18 protein-coding genes, 1 tRNA gene and 5 pseudogenes are annotated in these 21,634 nt (G+C 59.4%); 13 read left to right on the forward strand and 11 right to left on the reverse strand.

Annotation, left to right across the window (positions count from 1 at the left end):
- Positions 1 to 517 (forward strand): annotated as a pseudogene (locus BF95_RS27930) (hypothetical protein); the annotation flags it as partial.
- Positions 518 to 573: 56 nt separating this feature from the next.
- Complete coding sequence (locus BF95_RS26610) at positions 574 to 2,868, forward strand: glycosyltransferase family 2 protein (RefSeq protein ID WP_081764219.1); 2,295 nt, start codon at positions 574 to 576, stop codon at positions 2,866 to 2,868.
- A gap of 774 nt (positions 2,869 to 3,642) precedes the next feature.
- Here BF95_RS26610 and BF95_RS29600 read toward each other — a convergent pair.
- The 4 genes and pseudogenes from BF95_RS29600 to BF95_RS19235 form a co-directional block, all read right to left on the reverse strand.
- Positions 3,643 to 4,302 carry a cupin domain-containing protein gene (locus BF95_RS29600; RefSeq protein WP_235209870.1) on the reverse strand — a complete coding sequence of 220 codons (660 nt, stop codon included), beginning with the start codon at positions 4,300 to 4,302 and terminating at the stop codon, positions 3,643 to 3,645.
- Between the two features lie 128 nt (positions 4,303 to 4,430).
- Positions 4,431 to 5,099: pseudogene (locus BF95_RS29605) on the reverse strand (mannose-1-phosphate guanylyltransferase); the annotation flags it as partial.
- Positions 5,100 to 5,150: 51 nt separating this feature from the next.
- Positions 5,151 to 5,984, reverse strand: a complete 834-nt coding sequence (locus BF95_RS19230; RefSeq protein ID WP_043153568.1) for an aminoglycoside phosphotransferase family protein — start codon at positions 5,982 to 5,984, stop codon at positions 5,151 to 5,153.
- Between the two features lie 312 nt (positions 5,985 to 6,296).
- Positions 6,297 to 6,387, reverse strand: a tRNA-Ser gene (locus BF95_RS19235).
- Between the two features lie 226 nt (positions 6,388 to 6,613).
- Between BF95_RS19235 and BF95_RS19240 the strand changes: the two genes are divergently transcribed.
- The gene (locus tag BF95_RS19240; protein ID WP_043153570.1) at positions 6,614 to 7,390 is read left to right on the forward strand and encodes a DUF1134 domain-containing protein; all 777 of its coding nucleotides are present in this window, start codon (positions 6,614 to 6,616) and stop codon (positions 7,388 to 7,390) included.
- 6 nt (positions 7,391 to 7,396) lie between these two features.
- Here BF95_RS19240 and dinB read toward each other — a convergent pair.
- The 3 genes and pseudogenes from dinB to BF95_RS19255 all read right to left on the reverse strand — a co-directional run bounded on the left by dinB (position 7,397) and on the right by BF95_RS19255 (position 9,594).
- Positions 7,397 to 8,484, reverse strand: a pseudogene (gene dinB, locus BF95_RS19245) (DNA polymerase IV).
- A 55-nt stretch (positions 8,485 to 8,539) separates the two neighbouring features.
- A complete protein-coding gene (locus BF95_RS19250) occupies positions 8,540 to 9,070 on the reverse strand; it encodes a DUF177 domain-containing protein (protein WP_043153572.1) in 531 nt (176 codons plus the stop codon).
- Positions 9,067 to 9,594, reverse strand: coding sequence for a ubiquinol-cytochrome C chaperone family protein (locus BF95_RS19255; RefSeq protein WP_043153574.1), 528 nt, complete (start codon positions 9,592 to 9,594; stop codon positions 9,067 to 9,069). The genes BF95_RS19250 and BF95_RS19255 overlap by 4 nt, the downstream gene beginning before the upstream one ends.
- 164 nt (positions 9,595 to 9,758) lie before the next feature.
- Here BF95_RS19255 and BF95_RS19260 point away from each other — a divergent pair, with 164 nt between their 5' ends.
- The 8 genes from BF95_RS19260 (at position 9,759) to BF95_RS19290 (ending at position 16,408) form a co-directional block, all read left to right on the forward strand.
- A complete protein-coding gene (locus BF95_RS19260; protein ID WP_043153603.1) occupies positions 9,759 to 10,274 on the forward strand; it encodes an outer membrane protein assembly factor BamE in 516 nt (171 codons plus the stop codon).
- 214 nt (positions 10,275 to 10,488) lie between these two features.
- On the forward strand, positions 10,489 to 13,209 hold the full coding sequence (locus BF95_RS19265; protein WP_235209871.1) for a monovalent cation/H+ antiporter subunit A: 2,721 nt from the start codon (positions 10,489 to 10,491) through the stop codon (positions 13,207 to 13,209).
- Positions 13,206 to 13,340 carry a hypothetical protein gene (locus tag BF95_RS30395; protein WP_268747186.1) on the forward strand — a complete coding sequence of 45 codons (135 nt, stop codon included), beginning with the start codon at positions 13,206 to 13,208 and terminating at the stop codon, positions 13,338 to 13,340. The genes BF95_RS19265 and BF95_RS30395 overlap by 4 nt, the downstream gene beginning before the upstream one ends.
- Positions 13,337 to 13,705, forward strand: coding sequence for a Na+/H+ antiporter subunit C (locus BF95_RS19270; RefSeq protein ID WP_235209872.1), 369 nt, complete (start codon positions 13,337 to 13,339; stop codon positions 13,703 to 13,705). Before BF95_RS30395 ends, BF95_RS19270 begins: the two co-directional genes overlap by 4 nt.
- Complete coding sequence (locus tag BF95_RS19275) at positions 13,702 to 15,213, forward strand: monovalent cation/H+ antiporter subunit D (RefSeq protein ID WP_043153576.1); 1,512 nt, start codon at positions 13,702 to 13,704, stop codon at positions 15,211 to 15,213. Before BF95_RS19270 ends, BF95_RS19275 begins: the two co-directional genes overlap by 4 nt.
- Positions 15,210 to 15,698 (forward strand): Na+/H+ antiporter subunit E, encoded by a 489-nt coding sequence (locus tag BF95_RS19280; protein WP_043153578.1) that lies wholly within the window; start codon positions 15,210 to 15,212, stop codon positions 15,696 to 15,698. The genes BF95_RS19275 and BF95_RS19280 overlap by 4 nt, the downstream gene beginning before the upstream one ends.
- Complete coding sequence (locus BF95_RS19285; protein ID WP_043153583.1) at positions 15,695 to 15,964, forward strand: K+/H+ antiporter subunit F; 270 nt, start codon at positions 15,695 to 15,697, stop codon at positions 15,962 to 15,964. Before BF95_RS19280 ends, BF95_RS19285 begins: the two co-directional genes overlap by 4 nt.
- Before the next feature lie 15 nt (positions 15,965 to 15,979).
- A complete protein-coding gene (locus BF95_RS19290) occupies positions 15,980 to 16,408 on the forward strand; it encodes a Na+/H+ antiporter subunit G (RefSeq protein ID WP_043153585.1) in 429 nt (142 codons plus the stop codon).
- Here the strand turns inward: BF95_RS19290 and BF95_RS19295 are convergent.
- The 4 genes and pseudogenes from BF95_RS19295 to ruvA all read right to left on the reverse strand — a co-directional run bounded on the left by BF95_RS19295 (position 16,396) and on the right by ruvA (position 20,242).
- Positions 16,396 to 18,138 (reverse strand): AMP-dependent synthetase/ligase, encoded by a 1,743-nt coding sequence (locus BF95_RS19295; protein WP_051520125.1) that lies wholly within the window; start codon positions 18,136 to 18,138, stop codon positions 16,396 to 16,398. The two genes, BF95_RS19290 and BF95_RS19295, sit on opposite strands and share 13 nt — an antisense overlap.
- 136 nt (positions 18,139 to 18,274) lie before the next feature.
- Positions 18,275 to 19,294 carry a Holliday junction branch migration DNA helicase RuvB gene (gene ruvB / locus BF95_RS19300; RefSeq protein WP_043153586.1) on the reverse strand — a complete coding sequence of 340 codons (1,020 nt, stop codon included), beginning with the start codon at positions 19,292 to 19,294 and terminating at the stop codon, positions 18,275 to 18,277.
- A complete protein-coding gene (locus tag BF95_RS27530) occupies positions 19,291 to 19,638 on the reverse strand; it encodes a hypothetical protein (protein WP_152542839.1) in 348 nt (115 codons plus the stop codon). The genes ruvB and BF95_RS27530 overlap by 4 nt, the downstream gene beginning before the upstream one ends.
- A pseudogene (gene ruvA / locus BF95_RS19305) lies at positions 19,635 to 20,242 on the reverse strand (Holliday junction branch migration protein RuvA). Before ruvA ends, BF95_RS27530 begins: the two are co-directional and overlap by 4 nt.
- Before the next feature lie 139 nt (positions 20,243 to 20,381).
- Here ruvA and BF95_RS19310 point away from each other — a divergent pair.
- Together BF95_RS19310 and BF95_RS19315 are read left to right on the forward strand one after the other, a co-directional pair.
- Positions 20,382 to 20,957: a peptidase S14 gene (locus BF95_RS19310; protein WP_043153588.1), complete on the forward strand. Its 576-nt coding sequence runs from the start codon at positions 20,382 to 20,384 to the stop codon at positions 20,955 to 20,957.
- Between the two features lie 42 nt (positions 20,958 to 20,999).
- Positions 21,000 to 21,634 (forward strand): annotated as a pseudogene (locus tag BF95_RS19315) (DUF1345 domain-containing protein).

The following is a 21,634-nucleotide window of genomic DNA, read 5'->3' on the forward strand; positions in this document are numbered from 1 at the left end:
GCTCAGCAGGCTTCTGCAGCAACGGCAGGCTGAGTCGACTGACGGCGCTTCGGTAAAAGCGCAGATGGCGTTGCGCGAAAATGAACTGACTGCGCTGGCCGAAGGTTTTCGGCTTCAGAAGGAAGAAGCACAGCAAAGCCTAGAGACCGCGCAATCGGAAGTCGTGGCGCTTAGCAAGCTCTTGCAGCAACGGCAGGCAGAGGTGACGGATGTCGGATCTTCAAAGGAGGTCAGGCATCTTTCAACCCAGCTCAAAGCCAAGGAAGCGGCCGCGGATCAGAGCAGCCGTCACGCAAAATGGTTGCAAGAGGTCAATGCTGTGGTGACGGGATATCCGAACTGGTGGGCGTTCGCGCCGAAAAAGATGCGTGAGAAATGGCAGAATGGACGTTTGCTTCGCAGAGGCCTGTTCGACGCGGATGCGTATTTGGTGCGCTACCCCGATGTTTTGTCATCCGGTATCGACCCCCTCCGCCACTACATCATTCACGGCATCAACGAGAAAAGAACTTTCTAGTCATCTAGGTCTGTTCAAATTTTTATAATAATCACTCGATCTTAGAGAATTATTCTATGACCATGTCGAATAAAGAAGAGATTTCAAACCTGAAAAATTCAGGATGTTTTGACGAATCATGGTATCTTGAAAAATATCCGGATGTCAAAGAACTGGGCATGGATCCAGCGGAACATTTTTTATGGATCGGCGTGAAAATTGGACGTCGACCATCTTCGACGATGTCGAACGAACAATACCAGTCTATAGCATCAATCATAAGTGATAGAGCGGATACAGAGCAGAGTGTTGAGGGCGTATCTCAACACGAATCCTTAGATAACGGAATAATTTCTGAAATAATGCCCATCTTTGCGGAGAAATATTTCAATGCAGACGGCTATTTAGAGCAATATAAGGATATTGCCGAAGCCGGTATTGATCCTTACCAACACTTCTTGAAAAATGGTTTCAATGAAGGGCGCACTGGCAGTTTCTTTGACAACAAATGGTATATTTCCCAGCATAAAGACGTAAGATTGTCAGGCACCGATGGTTTTTCCCATTATAAAGGTTCTGGTAAAGAAGAAAAGCTGCAGTCAAAATTTATAGAAATACGGTCTTTTATTGAAAACGGATCAAATTTTTATTCAAATAAAGAGTATAAAAACTGGGTAGACGAGTTTGATTACCCTGATTGCGATCGAGAATTGTACCTCTCTTATGCCAAAAGATTTGCATATAGGCCGTTGATATCGATCATAATGCCAGTGTATAAGGTAGAGATTGAGTATCTAGAGCAAGCTATAAATTCTGTAATTAACCAGAGCTATAGCAACTTGGAACTATGCATTGCAGATGACTGTTCCGGCGACACGCGTATAACACAGCTGTTAGATAAGATGTCATCTCTAGATAATCGGATTAAGTATATTACTCGTGATAAGAACGGTAATATATCTGAATCTTCTAACACAGCGTTGGGTCTTGCAAGCGGAGATTTCATTGGTCTCATGGATCATGATGATGTGCTGCATCCTAACGCTGCATTCTGGATCGTTAACGAACTAAATAAAAATCCAAATATAGATATTGTTTACACAGACGAAGATAAGCTTGGCGATGATGGCGATCGTTACGATCCTCATTTTAAAAGTGATTTCAATTACGAACTGTTCTTGACGCAGAACATGATATCGCACTTTGCAGTTTATCGTACAAGTATCCTGAAGGAAATTGGAGGTTTCCGCCTTGGTTTCGAAGGATCGCAAGATTATGATATGACGCTTCGTTTTCTTGAGCGATGCGCGCGCAATATTGCCCACGTTCCACGCGTTCTTTACCACTGGAGAGCTATCGCGGGTAGTACGGCGCTTGCACCTTCGGAAAAGGCATATACTGAAAGTGCGAGCATCCTTGCGCTTCGCGAGCATGTCGAGCGAGAGGGTAAGCGTGCGGATGTCACGATAGCACCCGAACTTCCCCAATATTTCCGTGTTCGGTTTAAGGTCGAGGGCAACCCCAAAGTCAGTATCATTATCCCTACAAAGGATAAGGTCGACCTGCTAGATCAGTGCATATCGTCGATAAATAATATTTCGACATATGATAATTATGAGATAATAATTATCAATAATGGGAGTGTTGAAGAATTATCCTTTAAATACTTTGATAGAATATCTTCCAGCGGTATTAATGTTATTAATGATAATAATCCATTCAATTATTCAAGAATTAACAATCTGGGATTTTCTTATGCATCAGGTGATCATATTTGTTTGATGAACAATGATATCGAAATAATTTCGCCGGACTGGATGGAGGAAATGTTATCTTTTGGCCAGTGGAACGATGTTGGCTGTGTAGGTGCCCGCCTCTGGTATCCCGACGATACGCTCCAGCACGGTGGTGTCATAATTGGTCTTGGTGGCATTGCAGGTCATTCTCATAAATATATTGAGAAGGGTGCAGTGGGGTATTTTGGCCGTGCGGCGTTGCCCCAGGCGCTCAGTGCGGTGACTGCTGCCTGTTTGATGGTGAAAGCATCCGTTTTCCGCGAGGTGAATGGCCTGGACGAAGGATTGTCCGTGGCTTTCAATGATGTCGACTTCTGCTTGCGCGTTCGTGAAGCAGGCTATCGCAATGTGTGGACACCCTATGCTGAGATGTATCATCATGAATCAGCCTCGCGTGGCACCGAAGACACGCCTGAAAAGCAAGCACGTTTTAATGGTGAAATTGCTTTCATGAAAAATCGCTGGGGAACCTTATTAGCAAAGGACCCTTATTACAGTCCCAATCTGACAATTGAGCGAGAAGATTTCTCGTTCGCCAAAACACCTAGGGTGCAAACGATCAGGGATATGATTTAGGCAGTTGCCAATAGAGTATCCTATCATCACTAGGGCGGAAGGCGATCGCACATTGTGGCTTAGTAATCTCAAGCGTCCGAGATTTTGACCCAAGACTACTTTTTGGGGGGAGCAAGCATGGATCACTGCGATTTGTGGGATTCTGAATAGCGGCGTGAGGAAGGTGTATGGGATGCGCTGCTGCAGGCGCAGGCCAACTGGGGTTTGCCGATGGCTGGCCGCATATAATCGGCAGCATCACGGTCCGCAGCCCCTTCTACGTCGCGCAGGACAGGCATGACTCAACAGTGATCGGAGTAGAAGGCGAGCGACGCTAACGGAGAGGCGTGGGCGCGGGCTTTTTCGCCGTTCAGCCACGGCTTTACGAGCAAAGTCAGTGCCCGCTGTAACCATCAAGGACGGTCTCTGGGGATCATCCTGACCGGCGGAAGGCTTTGGGCTATGCTGTCGTTGCAGCCCTTGCCGTTGCTCAAGCCAAGGCTGGGGTAGCCGTCAAACTCCGCCCGGGGCCTGTAGGTGGAGTTGTGACGGCGACCGATTCCGCGAAAAACCTGCTCAAGCGTGACATTCTGCCAATCACCCTGCCGCGCTCTAACCGCAACAGGCCAGCCCATCCCAATATCCGATAATTTACCAGCAGCCGTTGATTGGAACCTATCTGTGGTGTTCCCCGGCGAAGGCTTGGGTCCTATTTCACCCTCTCAACTATATCCCAGCTTTTGACAGCCAGTCGATGCTGATAACAGGCGGCATGATGCAGATCGCCCGCGACCATCAATCTCGCGCGTATCGGTCCTCATAACGGACGATATCGTCCTCACCCAGATAGCTGCCGGTCTGCACCTCAATCATCTCGACCGGGATCTTGCCAGGATTTTCGAGTCGGTGCTTTGCACCCAGAGGCACGTAGACGGACTGATTGGCGCTGACCAAGCGGACATCCTCGCCGATCGTCACTCTCGCTGTGCCGGCCACGACAATCCAATGTTCGGCGCGATGGTGATGGCTCTGAAGCGATAGCGCCTGTCCTGGTTTCACCACGATGCGCTTGACCTGGAACCCGTCACCGATTGCCAGGCTTTCGAACCAGCCCCAGGGCCGTTTGTCCGATGCCATGGCTTCGGCTTGTTTGACGTGCCGGGCCTTGAGCACGGCGACTGCCTCCCCTACCCGCTGACTAGCAGAACGAGGTGCGACCAGCACTGCGTCGGGCATGGCGACGACGATCATGTCGGTAAGCCCGATGCCCACGACTTCCAACCCCGGCGCTTCGGACCGCAGCAAGCTGCCGCTGCTGTCGATGACCGTGGCATTGTGTGACAGGACATTGCCTGCATCGTCAGGGCTGCCTTCCTGCCAGACGCTTTTCCAGTCGCCCAAGTCGGACCAACCGGCGGAAAAGGGCATGACGACCAGATTGTCGGCCTTTTCCATGATGGCATAGTCGATCGATATGCGGTCCGCCCGGCCCCAGGCATCCTTGCCCAGGCGAGTAAACCCAAGGTCGCTGCGCCCACCTCAACGGCTTCATGGACGGCGGCCAATATGTCGGGTGCATGTTTGCGATAAGCATCGATAATAGCTGCAGCGGAAAAAAGGAAAATACCCGCGTTCCAAAGATATTGCCCAGAAGCCAGCATGGCAGCGGCGCTGGTCGCATCGGGCTTTTCGACAAAGCGTACCAATGATTGCGGCGTGGTGACCGAACGGGCCGAAGGATCGGCCAGTTCCAGATAGCCATATCCTGTTTCCGCACGGGTCGGCTCGATTCCGAAAGTTACGAGCGCGCCGTCCATGGCGCTCTGGCTCGCGGCGCGGACCGTGGCGCGGAACGCTGGGCTATCGGGGATCAGATGATCGGACGGGAGGATCAGCATCAATGCGTCCGGCGCTTGACCGTGCAGGACAAGAGCCGCGGCTAGAATGGCAGGCGCGGTATTGCGACCTTCCGGTTCGATCAGGATGGCCGACGGCGTCTTGTTGATTGCTTCCAGCTGTTCGGCCACGATGAAGCGGAAAGGATCGCCCGTAACGATTGCGGGGTCGGCAAATCCATCGCCACATGCCAAGCTGGCTGCGCGCTGAAACAGGCTGGTTTCATCCATCAAATGCGCAAACTGTTTAGGATAGGCCTTACGCGAGAGCGGCCATAGCCGCGTTCCAGCGCCACCGCAAAGGATCACAGGATAGATCATAGACATAAGAAGGCTGGGCCTTTCCGAACATAGCATCGCGGGAGATCGTCGACGGAATGACGCGGATTTTCTGCTGTCGTCATGTCTCTAGATCAATATAGGTGAAATATTGACTTGAGCCATAGCTTTATTGAGATAGCGATGAAAACTCTTGGCGCGCCCTGCTTGCCTAGCGCGGAGCCATGCCAGCGCGACCACAGGCCGCCACATACTCATGTCAGAAGCCGAAAATGTCGAAGATGTGAGATAGCATCTGGCCAAGTGCCGGGCGGCCCAGTCGCGCCACAGATTTGTGATCGCGTCATCTGGCCCCTCGCCAAAGCGCATGAGCATTTCGGACCGCACAGCATCGGCCGCTGGATGACCTGCCGCCGCCTTTGACCAGTCGATGACCTTGAGGCCAGCGTCAGTCATCATGATATTACCCAGGTGAAAGTCGCCATGGGTCAGGATGGGTGCGTCCGGTAATGTTCGTAGATAGGCAATTGCGGATTGCTTGATCGCCATAGGAGCCGGGCCGTAGCTGATGTCGGTTTCCAGAACCTGTTTGAGCGACCGCAACTGCCCTGCGGGCGCCTCGCTTATGCGCCGATGGAGATCCGCCATCTGTTCCAACGCCCAGCCCGCACGCACGGGATGGCGCCGCAACCACGCCATCAAGGTCGGTCCTTCCAGATAGGGGTAGACAATGGCTCGGCCCTCTTCGCCATCATGGCGGCCAAGCGCTGGCGCCGTCGGCAGGCCGACGGTGTTGGCATGGACCGACACTGCGACTTCGCGCGCAATCATCTCATCCGAAACGCTGTTTCGGAAAATCTTGATCACATGGCCATCGCCCCTATCGTAGAGCATTGCACTCGCACCTTGGGCGATGAAGCGCAGGTCGGGCGTTGGAGGTTTGGCTGGTGCAGGGCTTTCCATGGCTCATGTCCGCAAATAGGCGTAAGGGAACAGGGCGGCGGCATAAGCCGACTGCCTGACAGACCGACCCGTAGCAGATGCCGGGATGGATGGGATCGGATAAGAGCGAATGACTTGGACCAAGATTATAGCGTCCAGCATCACCGCATGAATTCATGCCTCCAAATAGGCTTTGCCGAGCGGATATTCTCCCACCCTTTTGCCACATGCCAATCGGTCATCGAGAGATGACAGGAGTGGTATGTGACGCGGATCAATCGAAAACACGCGAACCCATCGGGCTCTTCGGGTTAGCCGGGCATGTAAAAAAATTGGCGGAGACGCGGGATTCGAACCCGGGGAGCCCCATTCAGGGCTCGACGGTTTAGCAAACCGCTGGTTTCAGCCACTCACCCACGTCTCCGCACGAATTGCCTGCCGGTTAGGCGGACAATGGCTGGGGAGGGGCTATAGCGATGGCCTTCTTGCATGGCAACGGGTCTGTCACAGCTATTTTGCAGGCATTCCCCCCATGCGCATTCGTTCCGGCGCAGAATCGACTCAGATTGGCGTTCGTTCATTGGCCTTTCAGCTTGAAAGCCGATAACCGGGCCTATGATTGAGTGCAGATTTTTCGGGGAGCGACGGGCATGAACAGCAAAATGGGGCAAATGGCCGCCCGTGTTGCGCGAGCAGGGACGCTGGTCGTGGCACTTGCCGGACTGGCGCTGACGCCCGTCGCGACGCAGGCACAGGTCCGCACGATCGATCCCAATACGGCGATCGATGCCGATCTCGCGCCGCCGCCCCCAACAAATAGCGCGCCAACAGCCCCAGGCGTCGATTCCAGTGTCTATGATGGCCCACCAGCGATCGAAGATCCGGCGACGGCAACCGGCGCGCCGGTAACCGCCAATTCGCCCCCCGCCGCCCCAGATCCAACCATCTCCTATCAGGAAGACGATTTGATCGGTGCGGCCGAGGGTGTGTTCGGCAAGGGCGCGGAAGGACTGGCCGGCCTCATCGAAAAAGTGCTGAAGGATCAGGGGCGTCCCAACGCCTATATCGCCGGTCGCGAGGCTTCGGGCGCTTTCGTCGTTGGCCTGCGCTATGGGTCAGGCACATTGAACCATAAGGTCGAAGGCAAACGCGAAGTCTATTGGACTGGCCCGTCGATCGGTTTCGACGTCGGCGGCAATGCGGCCAACACCTTCGTCCTGGTCTATAATCTCTACGACACGCAGGATCTTTACCACCGCTTCCCCGCCGCTGAAGGCACGGCTTATCTGGTGGGTGGCTTCACCGCCAGCTACCTGCGTTGGGGCAATGTGGTGCTGATCCCAATCCGGCTTGGCGTCGGCTATCGGCTGGGCGTCAATGCCGGCTATATGAAGTTCAGCGAAAAACGGAACTGGATGCCCTTCTGACGCAGGCTATAGCGACAGGGCGAGTTGTTCGCCCTGATCGGCTGTTTCCTCTGCTTCCAGATTATGCACGCCCAGGCCCAGTAGTCGCGCGCCCATGCGCAAGGGCAATTGGGCCAGCAGAAGCTCGCGTGCGACCTGCACCAATATATCGGGCGATCGTACTGGCACAGCGAAGCTGCGCGATCGGGTGATGATGCGAAAATCGGCGAATTTCACCTTGAGCACGATCGTTCGGCCCCAGGCTTGTGCCTTGTCGATCCGCGTCCACAAGCTGGCAGCGATCCGTTCGATCTCTGCCAGCAGCGCGGCCCGGTCGGTCAGGTCGTCGGAAAATGTGTCCTCCACGCTCACCGACTTACGCCCTTCGCGCTCGCGCACGGGTCGGTCATCCTCGCCCCGCGCCGCGCGATAATAATAGTCCGCCGAGCTGCCAAAATGGGCTTGGAGAAAGCGGAGATCGCGGGCGCGCAGGTCCGCCCCCGTCTCGATCCCCAATTCATGCATCCGCCGCGCGGTCACTGGCCCAATGCCGTGGATGCGCCGCACCGGCATCGTCGCGATGAAGGCTGCGCCCTCGCTCGGCCGCACCACGCACACGCCATCGGGCTTGTTCTGGTCCGATGCCAGCTTGGCAATCAGCTTGTTGTAGGACACGCCAGCAGATGCGGTCAGGCCCGTTTCCGTCCGAATCAAGTGCCGTATCTCTTCGGCCACCTGCGTTGCGACGCGATCCCCGACTTGTTCACCGTCACGTCCAGATAGGCTTCATCCAGCGACAGCGGCTGGACGATGTCCGTATAACGACTGAAAATCTCGCGAATATGCGCGGACGCCGCCCGGTAGGCATCGAATCGGGGCGTGACGAAAATCAGCCCGGGGCAGAGCCGCCGCGCCCGTGCGCCGGGCATGGCCGACTTGACCCCGAATGTGCGCGCTTCATAGCTGGCCGTCGCCACGACGCCGCGAGGGCCAGCTCCGCCCACGGCGATCGGTTGGCCGCGTAGCGCAGGGTCATCGCGCTGTTCCACCGACGCGTAGAACGCGTCCATGTCGATATGGATGATCTTGCGCAGTGGTTGCGGCCCCGGGTCCATCGGCCAATGCTATGCCATAATCGGAACAAAAGGAAAACGGCGTTGCGCCGCTCCGTTATTTCTTGGTCTTGAGCGCCAGCAAAGCGGCAAAGGGACCGGTCTGATCCTCGTTCAACACGCCAACCTCTTTCAGATAGGCGTCCGCATCCGGGGATCGGGGATAGGGGGCCATGACCAAAGCCATGGTCTCCGCGACGGCTTCGCCCATATCGATGATCTGGCCGTCATAGCCGATCGTGTCGCAATCCTCGACATCCAGCTCCAACTCGTCGCTGTCGATCACGTCGGTCCCTTCGACAATGAACCGCAGCAGGAAATCGCTGTCGATCAGCTCCGGCACGGGCAGCCCGGTCGCAACGCAGGGCTGCGACAGCGTGGCGCGTATCCGGCCCCGCGCCACGATCGCGCCATTTTCCTCACCAAGCCCGTAATCGGCTTCCAGCCGATCGAGCGCGAGCAGGCCGAACCGGCGCATCAATGCCAGGCGCTCCTCGGCCTTGGCCGCGATATGCACGCTGCCCGCGAGCCGACCGATCTGGTCGACCTTGAGCGGGCGTGAAAATTCAGGCGCGGGGACGGGCGTCATCCGATATCTCCGGCCAACAGGGCATCGCGCGACAGACAACCCAGCCGGGTCCAGCGCTCGCGCAAAGCCCCTTCGACATGGTCGAGCGCGGTGTCAGGCGCCGCCGCGCCGCGATAAAGGTTGCGCACCAGCGCCTCGCGCAAATCCGCCTCACCGCCCAATGCCGCGCGATACGCGCTGATCCGCCCGCCAAGCGCGCTCATCATCCGGCCGACATGCTTGCCGACCACGACATCGCCAATCCCTTCCTGCCGCAACTGGCCGTCCATATCATCGACGAAGACTTCGGTCAGCCAGACGCTTTCCTGCGTGGCTCCCTGCTCTTGCAGCCGAACCATCACCTGGCTCAGGATCGCGACGATCATGTCGAACCGCCCGTCCAGCGTGTCGGGCACCGCGCCCTCCAGATACCAGTGCGGCTGGCGCCCTTCCCCGACGATCGCCTGATAAAGCGGCATCAGCCTATCCTTGGGGTCGGTGCGCCCGAACAGTCGCTGCAGGAAGGAAGGGGAGGTGGTGGACATGCGGCAACGTCTTTTCATGGTGGATGGGCGGGCGGCGCGCATTGCCCCATATTTCGCGCCCCTTGCCGGGGGCGGCGCATTTCCATATTGATCGCTGCGCCGCCCAATGCAATGGCGGCGTCATGTTTCTTGGGTTCGCGGGTCCGCCCCCGCAGGAGAAGTCGATGCGTCCGTTCAGCCGTCATTCCGCACAGGGGCGCATCCTGCTCGCCATAGGCCTTGGCGCACTCGTGCTGGGCGCATCGGGCTGCACCCGCGTTCGCACCCATCAGGGCTATCAAGTCGACAAGCTGCTGGTCGATTCGGTCCAGCCTGGCATCGACAACCGCGCTTCGGTGGAAGGGACGCTGGGTCGTCCGACCTTCACCTCGCAATTTGGCGAGCAGGAATGGTATTATATTTCGCGCAGCATGCGTGCGCTGGCCTTTTCCAATCCCAAGCCCGTTGAACAGACCGTGTTGCGCGTCCGCTTTGACGATGCTGGTAATGTCGCCGCGGTCGATCGCATGGGGCTGGAACAGGTCGCTAATATTTCGCCATCGGGTGACAAGACTCCTACGCTCGGCCGCAATCGCAGCCTGTTCGACGAGATTTTCGGCAATATCGGCGCGGTCGGTGCCGGTGGCATGGGCGGGGCCGGCGCAGGCGGCGGCGGTGGACCTGGTCCCAACGGCAGTTGAGCCTAGGCAGGGTGCCATCGGCTCTGGACCATCCAGCGACCGCGTCACTCGATTAGACAAGACATTTCTGGCCCTCGCTGCACCTTCCGATCGGCCGATCGAAGGTGGATGTCGGTTTAGGGTTGCCTCTCGACATAGGAATGGGGAAGACGGGCATCATCATCGGATAGGCCTGCCATCATCGTGCCTTGAGGGTATCGACCCGGAGAAGAATTTGTTTTTGGTCCTGCTTTGCCTCCTGCCATTCGTCGGCACCTTGCTGCTGTCGATCATGGGCCGGGCAGGGCGCGATGCGCAGGCCCTGATAGCCTTGGTTCCCGCCGTGGCTGGGCTCGCTTTGCTCGGCTGGTTCGCCCCGCTCGTGCTGGGCGGCGGGGTGGCGCAATGGCATATGGCCTGGGTGCCGCACTTGGGGCTGGACTTCAGCCTCCACCTCGACGCGCTGGGCTTTCTGTTTGCGGGCCTGATTCTGGGCATCGGCCTGCTCATCATTCTTTATGCGCGCTTTTATCTGGCTGCTGACGAGGCGATGGGCCGGTTCCTGGCCATGCTGCTGTTGTTTCAGGGGGCCATGCTGGGCATCGCCCTGTCGGGCAACATCTTGCTGCTGCTCATCTTCTGGGAACTCACCAGCCTGTCCTCCTTCCTGCTGATCGGCTTTCGCAGCGACAAGGCGGCGGGGCGGCAGGGCGCGCGCATGGCGTTGGCGGTGACGGGCGGCGGCGGTCTGGCGCTTATCGGCGGTCTGGTATTGCTGGGCACGATCGCGGGATCGTTCGAACTGGCCGACATATTGGCGAGCGGCGACATCATTCGGGCGTCCACGCTCTATCCCGTGGCGCTGATCCTGATCCTGCTGGGCTGCTTCACCAAGTCGGCGCAATTCCCGTTTCACTTCTGGCTGCCCCACGCCATGGCGGCTCCCACGCCCGTCAGCGCCTATTTGCACAGCGCGACCATGGTAAAGGCCGGGATATTCCTGCTGGCCCGTTTCTGGCCGGTGCTATCGGGGACGGACCTGTGGTTCTATCTGGTGACGACGACCGGGCTGATCACGATGATCCTCGGCGCGGCCGTTGCTCTGTTTCGTCATGATCTCAAGGCCATCCTCGCTTACTCCACCATCAGCCATCTCGGCCTGCTGACCATGTTGTTCGGCTTCGGCACGCCGGTCGCCGCGATGGTTGGCGTCTTCCACCTGCTCAACCATGCCCTGTTCAAGGCCGCCCTGTTCATGAACGCGGGGATCGTCGATCATGAAACCGGCACGCGCGACATCCGCCTGCTGGGCGGGCTGGCGACGTTGATGCCGATCACCGCAACGCTGGGTATCGTTGCGTCCGCCTCCATGGCGGGCTTGCCCCCGCTTGCCGGTTTCCTGTCGAAGGAAATGATGCTGGAGGAGGCCGGGCACACCCTATGGGCGGGGCAGGCGTGGATCGTACCGCTTGCTGCGGTGATTGGAGCCACGCTGTCGGTGGCCTATTCGCTGCGGTATATCGTGCATCTCTATCTCGGCTGCCGCCCGGCATCCTATCCCGTAGAACCGCATGATCCGCCGTTCGGGCTATGGGCACCCTCTGCATTGCTGGTTGCGCTGACCATCCTGGTCGGCCTGTTCCCGCAGACGTTGACAGTGGGCCTCGTCACGCCCGCTGCCGCCATCGTCACTGGCGGGACCGCGCCGCCGTTCAAGCCCGCGCTTTGGCATGGCGTGACGCCTGCGTTGGTGATGAGCATCGTTGCGGTAGCCGTCGGGGCGTTGATGCTGTGGCTTCATGGCCCGTTGCTGCGGCTATGGGATGCCCTGCGCCTGCCCGATGCCAAGCGGATGTTCGACCGGGCGCTGGAATGGCTGGTCGATCGGGCAAGAGACATGACGATGGCCATCCATAATGGCTCGCTGCAACGGCAACTCAGCCTGTTGTTCCTGGTCGCGATCCTGGTCGGCGCGCTGGGCGTGTGGACTGGCGGCTACAGCCCCGGCACCCGTCCCACCATACCAGCCCATCCCGTGGCGATCCTCGCCTGGGGCTTGCTGGTTGCAGCGGTCATCGCTGTCGTGAAGGCACAGCGCCAACGCTATCTTACGCTGGTCTATATCAGCGTGGTCGGCCTCGTCATCTCACTGGCCTTCATTTATCTGTCGGCCCCGGACCTCGCTCTGACGCAGATTTCAGTGGAAGTGGTGACGATCCTGTTGCTGCTCCTCGCGCTCAACCTGATGCCCAAACAGCCGGTGCGCCTGTCCAGCAACGGTCTGCGTCTGCGCGATGGTTTGATCGGGCTGGCCGGTGGCACGGTCGCAGGCCTGGCGGCTTGGGCCGTGATGACGCGCGAACCCAATGATCCGATCTCCGCCTATCATTGGGAAAACAGCTATTCGGGCGGCGGCGGGACCAATGTGGTCAACGTCACCTTGGTCGATTTCCGCGCTTTCGATACGTTCGGCGAAATCACGGTGCTGGGCATCGCCGCGCTCACCATCTTCGCGCTTCTGCAACCGGTGGCGCGTGGGCCGTCGGGCCAGCGCCTGCGCGAGTGGGTGGCAGATCTTCCGCGATCGCCCGAACGCCATCCCATGATGTTCGCGGTTGCCGCACGGCTTCTGCTGCCACTGGCGACGATGATCGGCCTTTTCATCTTCCTGCGCGGGCATAATCTGCCGGGCGGCGGCTTCATCGCCGGGCTGGTCGTCTCCATCGCGATGCTGATGCAATATATGGCGTCGGGCTTTGAATGGGCGGATCAGCGGCGGCGGATCGACGAACATATGCTGATCGGTTTTGGCGTCACCATTGCTGCGTTGACTGGTCTTGGTTCGCTGTTCTTCGGCGCGCCGCTGTTCACCAGCGCTTTCGGCTATGTCACGCTGCCGCTCGTCGGAACGTTCGAATTGACGACGGCGATGCTGTTCGACGTCGCGTTGCCATGACGGTGATCGGCGCGGTGATGCTGGCCTTGGCCGAACTTAGCCACATCGCCCAGCGCGCGGAAAAAGCCTTTGTGGAGGATGATGGCCCGATGGACATCGACCCGGCCAAACTGCGGGGGCGCCGGACATGAGCATAGAATTTCTGGTCGCATCGGCCATCGCCGTGCTGACGGCGGCGGGCATCTATCTCGCTTTGCGCGGCCGCACTTTCCCGGTCGTGCTTGGCCTTGCCATGTTGTCCTATGCCATCAACCTCTTCCTATTTGCCATCGGTCGCCTGACGATCGATCACCCACCGCTCTATGAAAAGGGCGTGACCGACTATGCCGACCCCTTGCCCCAGGCGCTGGTCCTGACCGCCATCGTCATTTCCTTCGCCATGACCGCGCTCGCCGTGGTGCTGTCGCTGCGCAGTTTCCTCGAAACCGGTACGGATCAGGTCGATGGTATCGTCGAGGCTGATCCGCCCCAGCCCGATCGGGATGCCGCGCCATGATCGATGCGCTGATCGCTGCCCCCCTGCTGCTGCCCGCATTTGCGGGAACCGCGACCTTGCTGTTCCGTCGCCGTCGGCGTTGGATCGGTGCGGCCATCTCGGTTGGCTCGGCGGCCGGGCTCGTCCTGCTGGCGCTTGTCCTTATGGCGCGGGCGATGGCGAGCGAACCCTTGGCCTATGCGCTGGGCAATTGGCCAGCGCCCTTCGGCATCGTGCTGGTGCTGGACCGATTGGCGGCGCTGATGCTGCTGCTGACGGCTGTGCTCGGCCTTGCCGTGGCGACTCATGCGACCCTGACTGGCCTTGATCGTAAGGGATGGCACTTTAACCCCCTCTTCCAGTTCCAGTTGCTTGGTATCAATGGCGCATTCCTGACTGGCGATCTGTTCAATCTGTTCGTCTTCTTCGAAGTGCTGCTGATCGCCTCCTATGGCCTGATGCTGCATGGGCAGGGCGCGCAGCGCCTCACCGCGGGCGTGCAATATGTGATCGTCAACCTGATCGGCTCCACGCTGTTCCTGATCGCGCTCGGCCTGCTCTACGGGATCACCGGCACGCTCAACATGGCCGACATGGCGGTTCGCGCCGCTGCCCTGCCACCGGGGGATATGGGGCTGTTGCGCGCGGGCGGGTTGCTGCTCGTTATGGTGTTCGCACTCAAGGCTGCGCTTGCGCCGTTGCACCTGTGGCTGCCGCGCACCTATGGTTCGACGGCCCCCGCCGTAGCCGCGCTGTTCGCGATCATGACCAAGGTCGGGGCCTATGCGATCATGCGCACCGTACCGCTGATCTTTGGTGATGGCGTTGGACAAGTGCTGCTTCCTGCGGCGCTGGTCACTATGCTGCTGGGATTTGTCGGCCTGCTCGCGGCGCGAAGCTTGCGGGATATGGCCGCCTTCGGCCTTATCGGTTCGACGGCCACCCTGCTTGTCGCCATCGCTCAGTTCGATCAGCCCGCCATGACTGCTGCTCTCTTCTACCTGCCGCATACCACCTTGGCCGCTGCCCTCTTGTTCCTGACGGTCGATCTCGTCATCCGCTGGCGTCCGGCCGAGGGCGACTCGATCGTGCCGACATCGTCCTTTGCCGGCCAGGGCAGGCTGGCCCTGCTGTTTCTGGCGGCGGCGATCGCGCTGGCGGGGCTTCCACCGCTGTCTGGCTTCATTGGCAAGTTGCTCATCCTTCAGGCATCGCTCGCATCGCCTTATGTCATCGCCATCTGGGCCTTGGTGCTGGGGACCAGCCTGCTGGCGGTGGTCGGCATGGCACGGGCAGGCACCACCGTGTTCTGGAAGCAGGGTAGCTGCCCACCCACGTCCAAAAGCCGCACCGCCTTCCGCGCGATCGAAGCGATGCCGGCCTTTTTCCTGCTGGTCATGCTGGGCGCGCTGACCGTGGCCGCTGGCCCCGCGACGGCCTATGCCGACGCCACCAGCCGCCAGATTTTCGATGTGCCCGCTTATGTTCGCGCCGTACTGGGACCAGCGGCACCGGGAGCAACCCCATGAAACGCCTGTTGCCGCATCCCGGCCTCACGCTTCTGCTCGTCATCATGTGGATGCTGGTGCTCAACAGCCTGAGCGTCGGTGGCTTTCTGCTCGGCCTCTTCTTCGCCATCGTGGTGCCGCTCTTCACGGCGCCCTTCTGGCCGGATCGGCCGCAAATGCGTCTTGGCTTGCCCTTGCTCGGCTATGCGTTCCTGGTGCTATGGGACATCGTCGTTGCTAATTTTCAGGTTGCCTGGCTGATCCTGTTCCGGCGCAACCGCGATTTTCGCTCCTGCTGGCTCAGCATACCGCTGGAACTGCGCTCGGCCGAGGCGATCACTTTGCTCGCGGGCACGATCAGCCTGACGCCCGGCACCGTCTCCACCGATATTTCGACCGATGGCCGCCATCTGCTGGTCCATGCGCTCGATACCGGCGATCCTGCGGGGGAAATCAACCGCATCAAGGTGCGCTATGAGCGCCGCCTGCTGGAGATATTTCGATGATAGAGACCGCTCTGTCGATCGCGTTGGGGTGCGTCGCGCTGGCGATGCTGCTGAACCTTTACCGCTTGCTGCGCGGACCCAGTGCGCCGGACCGTATCTTGGCGCTCGACACGATGGTGATCAATGCCATCGCGCTGATCATCCTGTTCGGCATATTGGAAGAAAGCGGCACCTATTTCGAGGCGGCGCTGTTGCTGGCCATGGTCGGCTTCGTCGGCACCGTCGCCTATACCAAGTTCCTGCTGCGCGGCGATATTGTGGAATAGGATGGACCAGCCGGAATGACCGCCATGATCGATCTCATCATCGCTTTTCTCATCGTGCTCGGTGGTGCGTTCGCGCTGATCGGCAGTTGGGGACTGGCGCGCCTGCCATCGCTGATGAGCCGCCTGCACGGCCCGACCAAGGCCACCACGCTGGGCGTTGGCGGATGCCTGATGGCGTCGATGCTGTATTTCCCGACCCATGGCCTCAGCTGGTCGGCGCATGAATTGCTGATCACGCTCTTTCTGTTCATCACCGCGCCGATCTCGGCCAATATGATCGCCAAAGCCTATATCCATCGGCGGCACAGCGAGTCCGGGATAACGGTCGAAACGGCAAGGATGCTGCCCGACTCACCCGCCGGGGGCGCCGAATGGGCAACATTCGGCGTTGCGGACGCCGACCGACCCAAGCAGCCTTCAGGGGAACCCGCTCAGCCCTTGTAAAGCGCGTCCAGCCGGTCGGCATAGCGTTTGCGGATCACATGGCGGCGGATTTTGATCGAAGGGGTCATTTCCTCATTCTCGATCGTGAACGGCTCGTCGGCCAGGATGAAGCGACGAACCCTTTCGGTCACCGACAGATCGCTATTCACCCGGTCCACCGCCGCGCGCAACGCCGCCATATAGGCCGGATCGGCGCGCGCCTCCGCCAGCGTCAAACCCTTGGCTTGCGCCCATTCCAGCGTCCATTCGGCATCCGGCACGATCAGCCCGACCAGATAGGGCCGCCGGTCGCCATGGACCATCGCCTGCCCGATCTCGGCCTGCAGCGTCAGCATCCCCTCGACCTTCTGCGGCGCGACATTGTCGCCTTTGTCGTTGACGATCAGGTCTTTCTTGCGGTCGGTGATGCGGATGCGCCCCTTGGCGTCGAATTCCCCGATATCGCCGGTGTGGAGCCAGCCGTCTTTCAACACCTTCTCGGTTTCCGCGGGATTGCGCCAATAGCCGTGCATGACCAATTCGCCCCGGACCAGAATTTCGCCATCCTCGGCGATCTTCACTTCCACCCCATCGAGCGGCGGGCCAACCGTGTCCATGGCGATTCCCGCGCGCGGGCGGTTGCAACTGACCACCGGCCCGGCTTCGGTCTGGCCATAGCCCTGTAGCAGGATCAGCCCCATCGCGTCGAAGAACAGGCCGACATCGGGATTGAGCGGTGCCCCGCCCGACACCAGCGCCTTCAACCGGCCGCCGAAACGGGCCCGGATTTTGGGGATCAGGGTGCGGGCGAGCAGCGCCTTCATCGGCCGGTCGAGCAAGGACGTTCGTCCCTGCTGCTCCTTGGCAGCGATTCGTAGCGCCTGGGTCATCAGATAGCTGGGGAATTTGCCCTGCTTCTCGATCGACTTCATGATCCGCGCGCGCAGCACTTCGAACAGGCGGGGCACGACGACCATGATGGTCGGCCGCGTCTCCTCGATATTGCTGGCGAGCTTTTCCAGCCCTTCGGAATAATAGATCTGCCCACCCAGCAGCATCGGCAGAAATTGTCCGCCACTATGTTCATAGGCATGGGATAGCGGCAGGAAGGACAGGAAGACTTCCTCACCCCGCCCGAAATCCTCTACGACGATCGCGCCTGCGCCCTCGGCATTGAGCAGGATCGCGCCATGATGCTGCATCACCCCGCGCGGTGCGCCGCCGGTACCGCTGGTATAGATGATGCAGGCCTGGTCATTGCGGGTCGCAGTCTGGGCCGCGGCGCAGGCGGCGACATCGGTCGGGTGGGCCGCGATCAGGTCATCCCACATATGGCAGGCGATCTGTCCCTGCGTCCCGCGCAACGGCTCCATGCCGATGATGAAGGCCGCTTGCGAGCGGACGACGGCGGGCATCAATGCTTGGGCGAGTTTGGCGGTCGAGACGATGACCGCGCGCGCGCCGCTATCGGTCAATATATGTTGATGATCGCGCGTCGTGTTGGTGGTGTAGGTCGGCACGGTGATGCATCCCGCGGCCATGATGGCGAGGTCGGCGATGCAGAATTCCGGGCGGTTTTCGCTGACCAGCATCACCGGATCGCCCGGCTTCAGCCCCTGCGCCTTGAGCGCGGCGGAAAGCGCAGCGACCTGCTGCGCCACCATGGTCCAGCTTAGCGACTGCCATGCGCCGCTCGTCTTGCGCCAGAGGAACGGCGCGTCGCCCTTCTCGCTCGCGCGCGCGAAGAACATGGTGACCAGATTGGGGAATTTTTCGATGGCCCTCAAGGCGCTGCTCCTGCGGTTCCGGCGCGTCTGACGCACGCCTGCTCATCGGGAGGCTATAGCTGCGCCTTGCCGTAACGGCCATGGGCTTTGTTGGCTTTTGTCAGTCGAAAAGTCCGTTCTGGACATCCTGCGGGGGATTGAGGCCCAGATGCTTCCACCCTGGCCCGTTGAGGCAGCGACCGCGCGCCGTGCGGGCAATAAGGCCAAGCTGAATGAGGTAAGGCTCGATCACTTCCTCGATCGTGTCGCGCGCTTCCGAAAGCCCTGCCGCCAGCGTTTCGACCCCGACCGGTCCGCCGCGATAAATGTCCGCGATCATCATCAGATAGCGCCGGTCCATCAGGTCCAGCCCCAACTCGTCGACTTCCAGCCGCCGCAACGAGGCGTCGGCAACCTTCGCATCCACGGCAGCGACGCCCGCGACGTTGGCGAAATCGCGCACCCGGCGCAGCAGTCGCCCGGCGATGCGCGGCGTCCCCCGCGATCGCCGGGCAATCTCCATCGCGCCGTCGGGCGTAATGGCAAGGTCCAGCAATCGCGCGGCGCGCCGCACCACCAGTTCCAGTTCGTCCACCGTATAGAATTGCAGGCGCACCGGAATGCCGAACCGGTCGCGCAGCGGCGTCGTCAGCAAGCCCTGCCGCGTCGTGGCTCCCACCAGCGTGAACGGCGGCAAGTCGATGCGCACCGATCGCGCCGACGGCCCTTCGCCGATCATCAGGTCGAGCGCGCGATCCTCCATCGCCGGATAGAGCACTTCCTCGACCGCCGGATTGAGCCGATGGATCTCATCGACGAACAGCACGTCGCCTTCATCCAGATTGGTGAGCAATGCGGCCAGATCGCCCGACTTGGCAATGACCGGCCCGGACGTGGCGCGAAAGCCAACGCCCATTTCCTTGGCGACGATCTGGGCGAGCGTCGTCTTGCCAAGGCCAGGCGGACCGAAAAACAATACATGATCCAGCGCTTCGCCCCGCGCCTTTGCCGCCTCGATAAACACGCGCAAATTCCCGCGTGCCGCTTCCTGCCCTATAAATTCGTCGAGCGACTTGGGACGCAACGCAGCGTCGACATCCTCAACGCGACGGGCAGGGGTTAGGAGGCGGTCGTCGGTCATGTTGTAATTTTCGTTAGCTGCGCCACGATTTCTCGCAGTCCGAAACCAATTTGAAAAGCTATCCAAGCAAGAAAAATGGAAAGCGGTATCGTGATGGCTAGGGCGGTCAAAAGATGTTTAGTTGTTCGCCCTGATAAAGGTTTCATAACTAATAAACCAACAGGTAATCCAGCGTATGCACCGAGAGCAAGAGCAACTAATACATTGGCTATATCAATAGCTACGTTGTTCGTTCTTTCAGCAGCAATCTGAAAAAAAACTGATAAAACAATAGCTTCACCAAATTTAATGATAAAATCAGCGGCAGGCTGAATATACGCACTGTAGATTGTTCTGTCGGTCACTTCGCCGCCTTCCGCAGCGCCAGCCTTACCAGCGCGTCAAGGCTGGCGTCGTCACCCAGCTCGGCTTCAGCGACGCGACAGCGGTGCTGGCTTCATAGGGCTTGAAACCCAGATTCTGGAGCGCGGACAGGGCGTCGGCGGCGAAGCTGCCCGTCGGCAGCACGGCAACGCCGCCTGCACCGATCGGACTGCCGACCGGGGCCGCGCCGATCTTGTCCTTCAATTCATTGACGATGCGCTGGGCCAGCTTGGGACCGACGCCATTGGCGCGGGCGATCATCGCCTTGTCCCCCATCGCGACGGCCCGGTGCAGTTCCAGCGGTTCGAGCGCCGACAATATGGCCAGCGCCACGCGCGATCCGACGCCCTGCACGTGGGTCAGCAGCCGGTACCAGTCGCGCTCCTCCGCACGGGCGAAACCAACAAGGCGGATCGAATCCGCCGCCACCAGCATTTCGGTATGGATCGTCACAGCTTCGCCCACCGCACCCAGAGCCGCGAGCGTACGCGACGACGCGCCGACCAGATAGCCGACGCCGCCCACATCGATGATGGCATGGTCGATGCCCGTGCTGTCCAACAGCCCCTTGAGTTTCGCGATCATGCCCGCTGCCCTTTGGTCATGATCTGTTCTTTACAGCCTGTCGCGCTGTGCGCCAGTCAAAAGAATAAGCATCTAAGGCAGCTTTTTTCCGCGTCATGCGTAATGCTGCGCAACCCATCTCCATTTCAAGGTACCTATCATGCAGATGACTGCGCCAATGCTCGGCCCCAAGGATTTTGAATATCCCGCGATCATGCTGTCGGGGGTGGTCGATCATGGCATGTATCTTCATTTCAAGAATTGCCTGTCCACGGCACCGCAGCAGGGGCTGGTAGTGGTGGAAATCTCTACGTTGGGCGGCGACCCGGAAATCGCCCGGCTGATGGGCGAGGATATTCGTTTCCATTCAGACCTTTACCCTAAACGGCGCTTGGTGTTTCTGGGCCGCACGGCGGTTTATTCGGCCGGTGCGACCTTCATGAGCTTCTTTGCGACTGAAAACCGCTATGTCACGCGCGGCACGCGTCTGATGATTCACGAGCGGCTGATCACCAAGACGATCCAACTCGCCGGCCCATTATCGACCTGTATCGCGACGCTGAAGGCAACCCTCAACGAAATCCAGTCGTCGATCGCGATCCAGAATGAAGGGTTCCAGAATTTGATCCTGGGGTCGGACATCTCGATGGAGGAACTGCTCGAAAAAGCGCCCGAAAACTGGTATCTCGAAGCCAATGAAGCGCGCGCACGAGGCTTGATCGCAGCCGTGCTGTGATCGCCGCTTGCGTGCCTCGCCATTGCGCGCTGTAAACAGCGCATGAGCCGCGCCCGATCAGGATCGCCTATCTTTCCTTGGCGTTATGGCATGTTCCTGGCCTTGCTGGCGACGATAGCGCCTTTGGCGCTGGCCTTCCCTTGGCATCAGCCGTGATGGCGGGGTTCGACATTGCGGCGCTCGCCTTCATGGCATCTGTGACCTCACTGCTTCGCGCCGACGTCATGGCAATGCGTCGCAAGGCGGTGGCCAATGATGCCAATCGCGAAATCATGTTGTTGATGAACGCCATCGTCAGCCTGGTGGTGCTGGTCGCGGTCGGCGTGGCCGTGGGGGAGCAGGGCACGCATAAGGGGCCGACAATCGCCTTGCTGCTGGTAACATTGCTGGCCGCTTGGCTCTTTTCAAACCTCGTCTACGCCATGCACTATGCTCATATCTTCTATCGTGCAGGGCCGGAGGGGCAAGACAGTGGCGGCCTGGATTTCCCGGCGACGGACGAGCCGGGCTATTGGGACTTTTTATATTTCGCCTTCACGTTGGGCATGACGTTCCAAACGTCCGATGTCTCCGTTACGAGCAGCAGCATGCGCCGCACGGCGTTGTTTCAGAGCTTGGCCGCCTTTCTCTTCAACCTTGGCATATTGGCCTTCACGATCAACGTATTGGGCGGATGA

Source organism: Sphingobium sp. Ant17, from assembly GCF_000588875.1.
Taxonomy (GTDB): domain Bacteria; phylum Pseudomonadota; class Alphaproteobacteria; order Sphingomonadales; family Sphingomonadaceae; genus Sphingobium.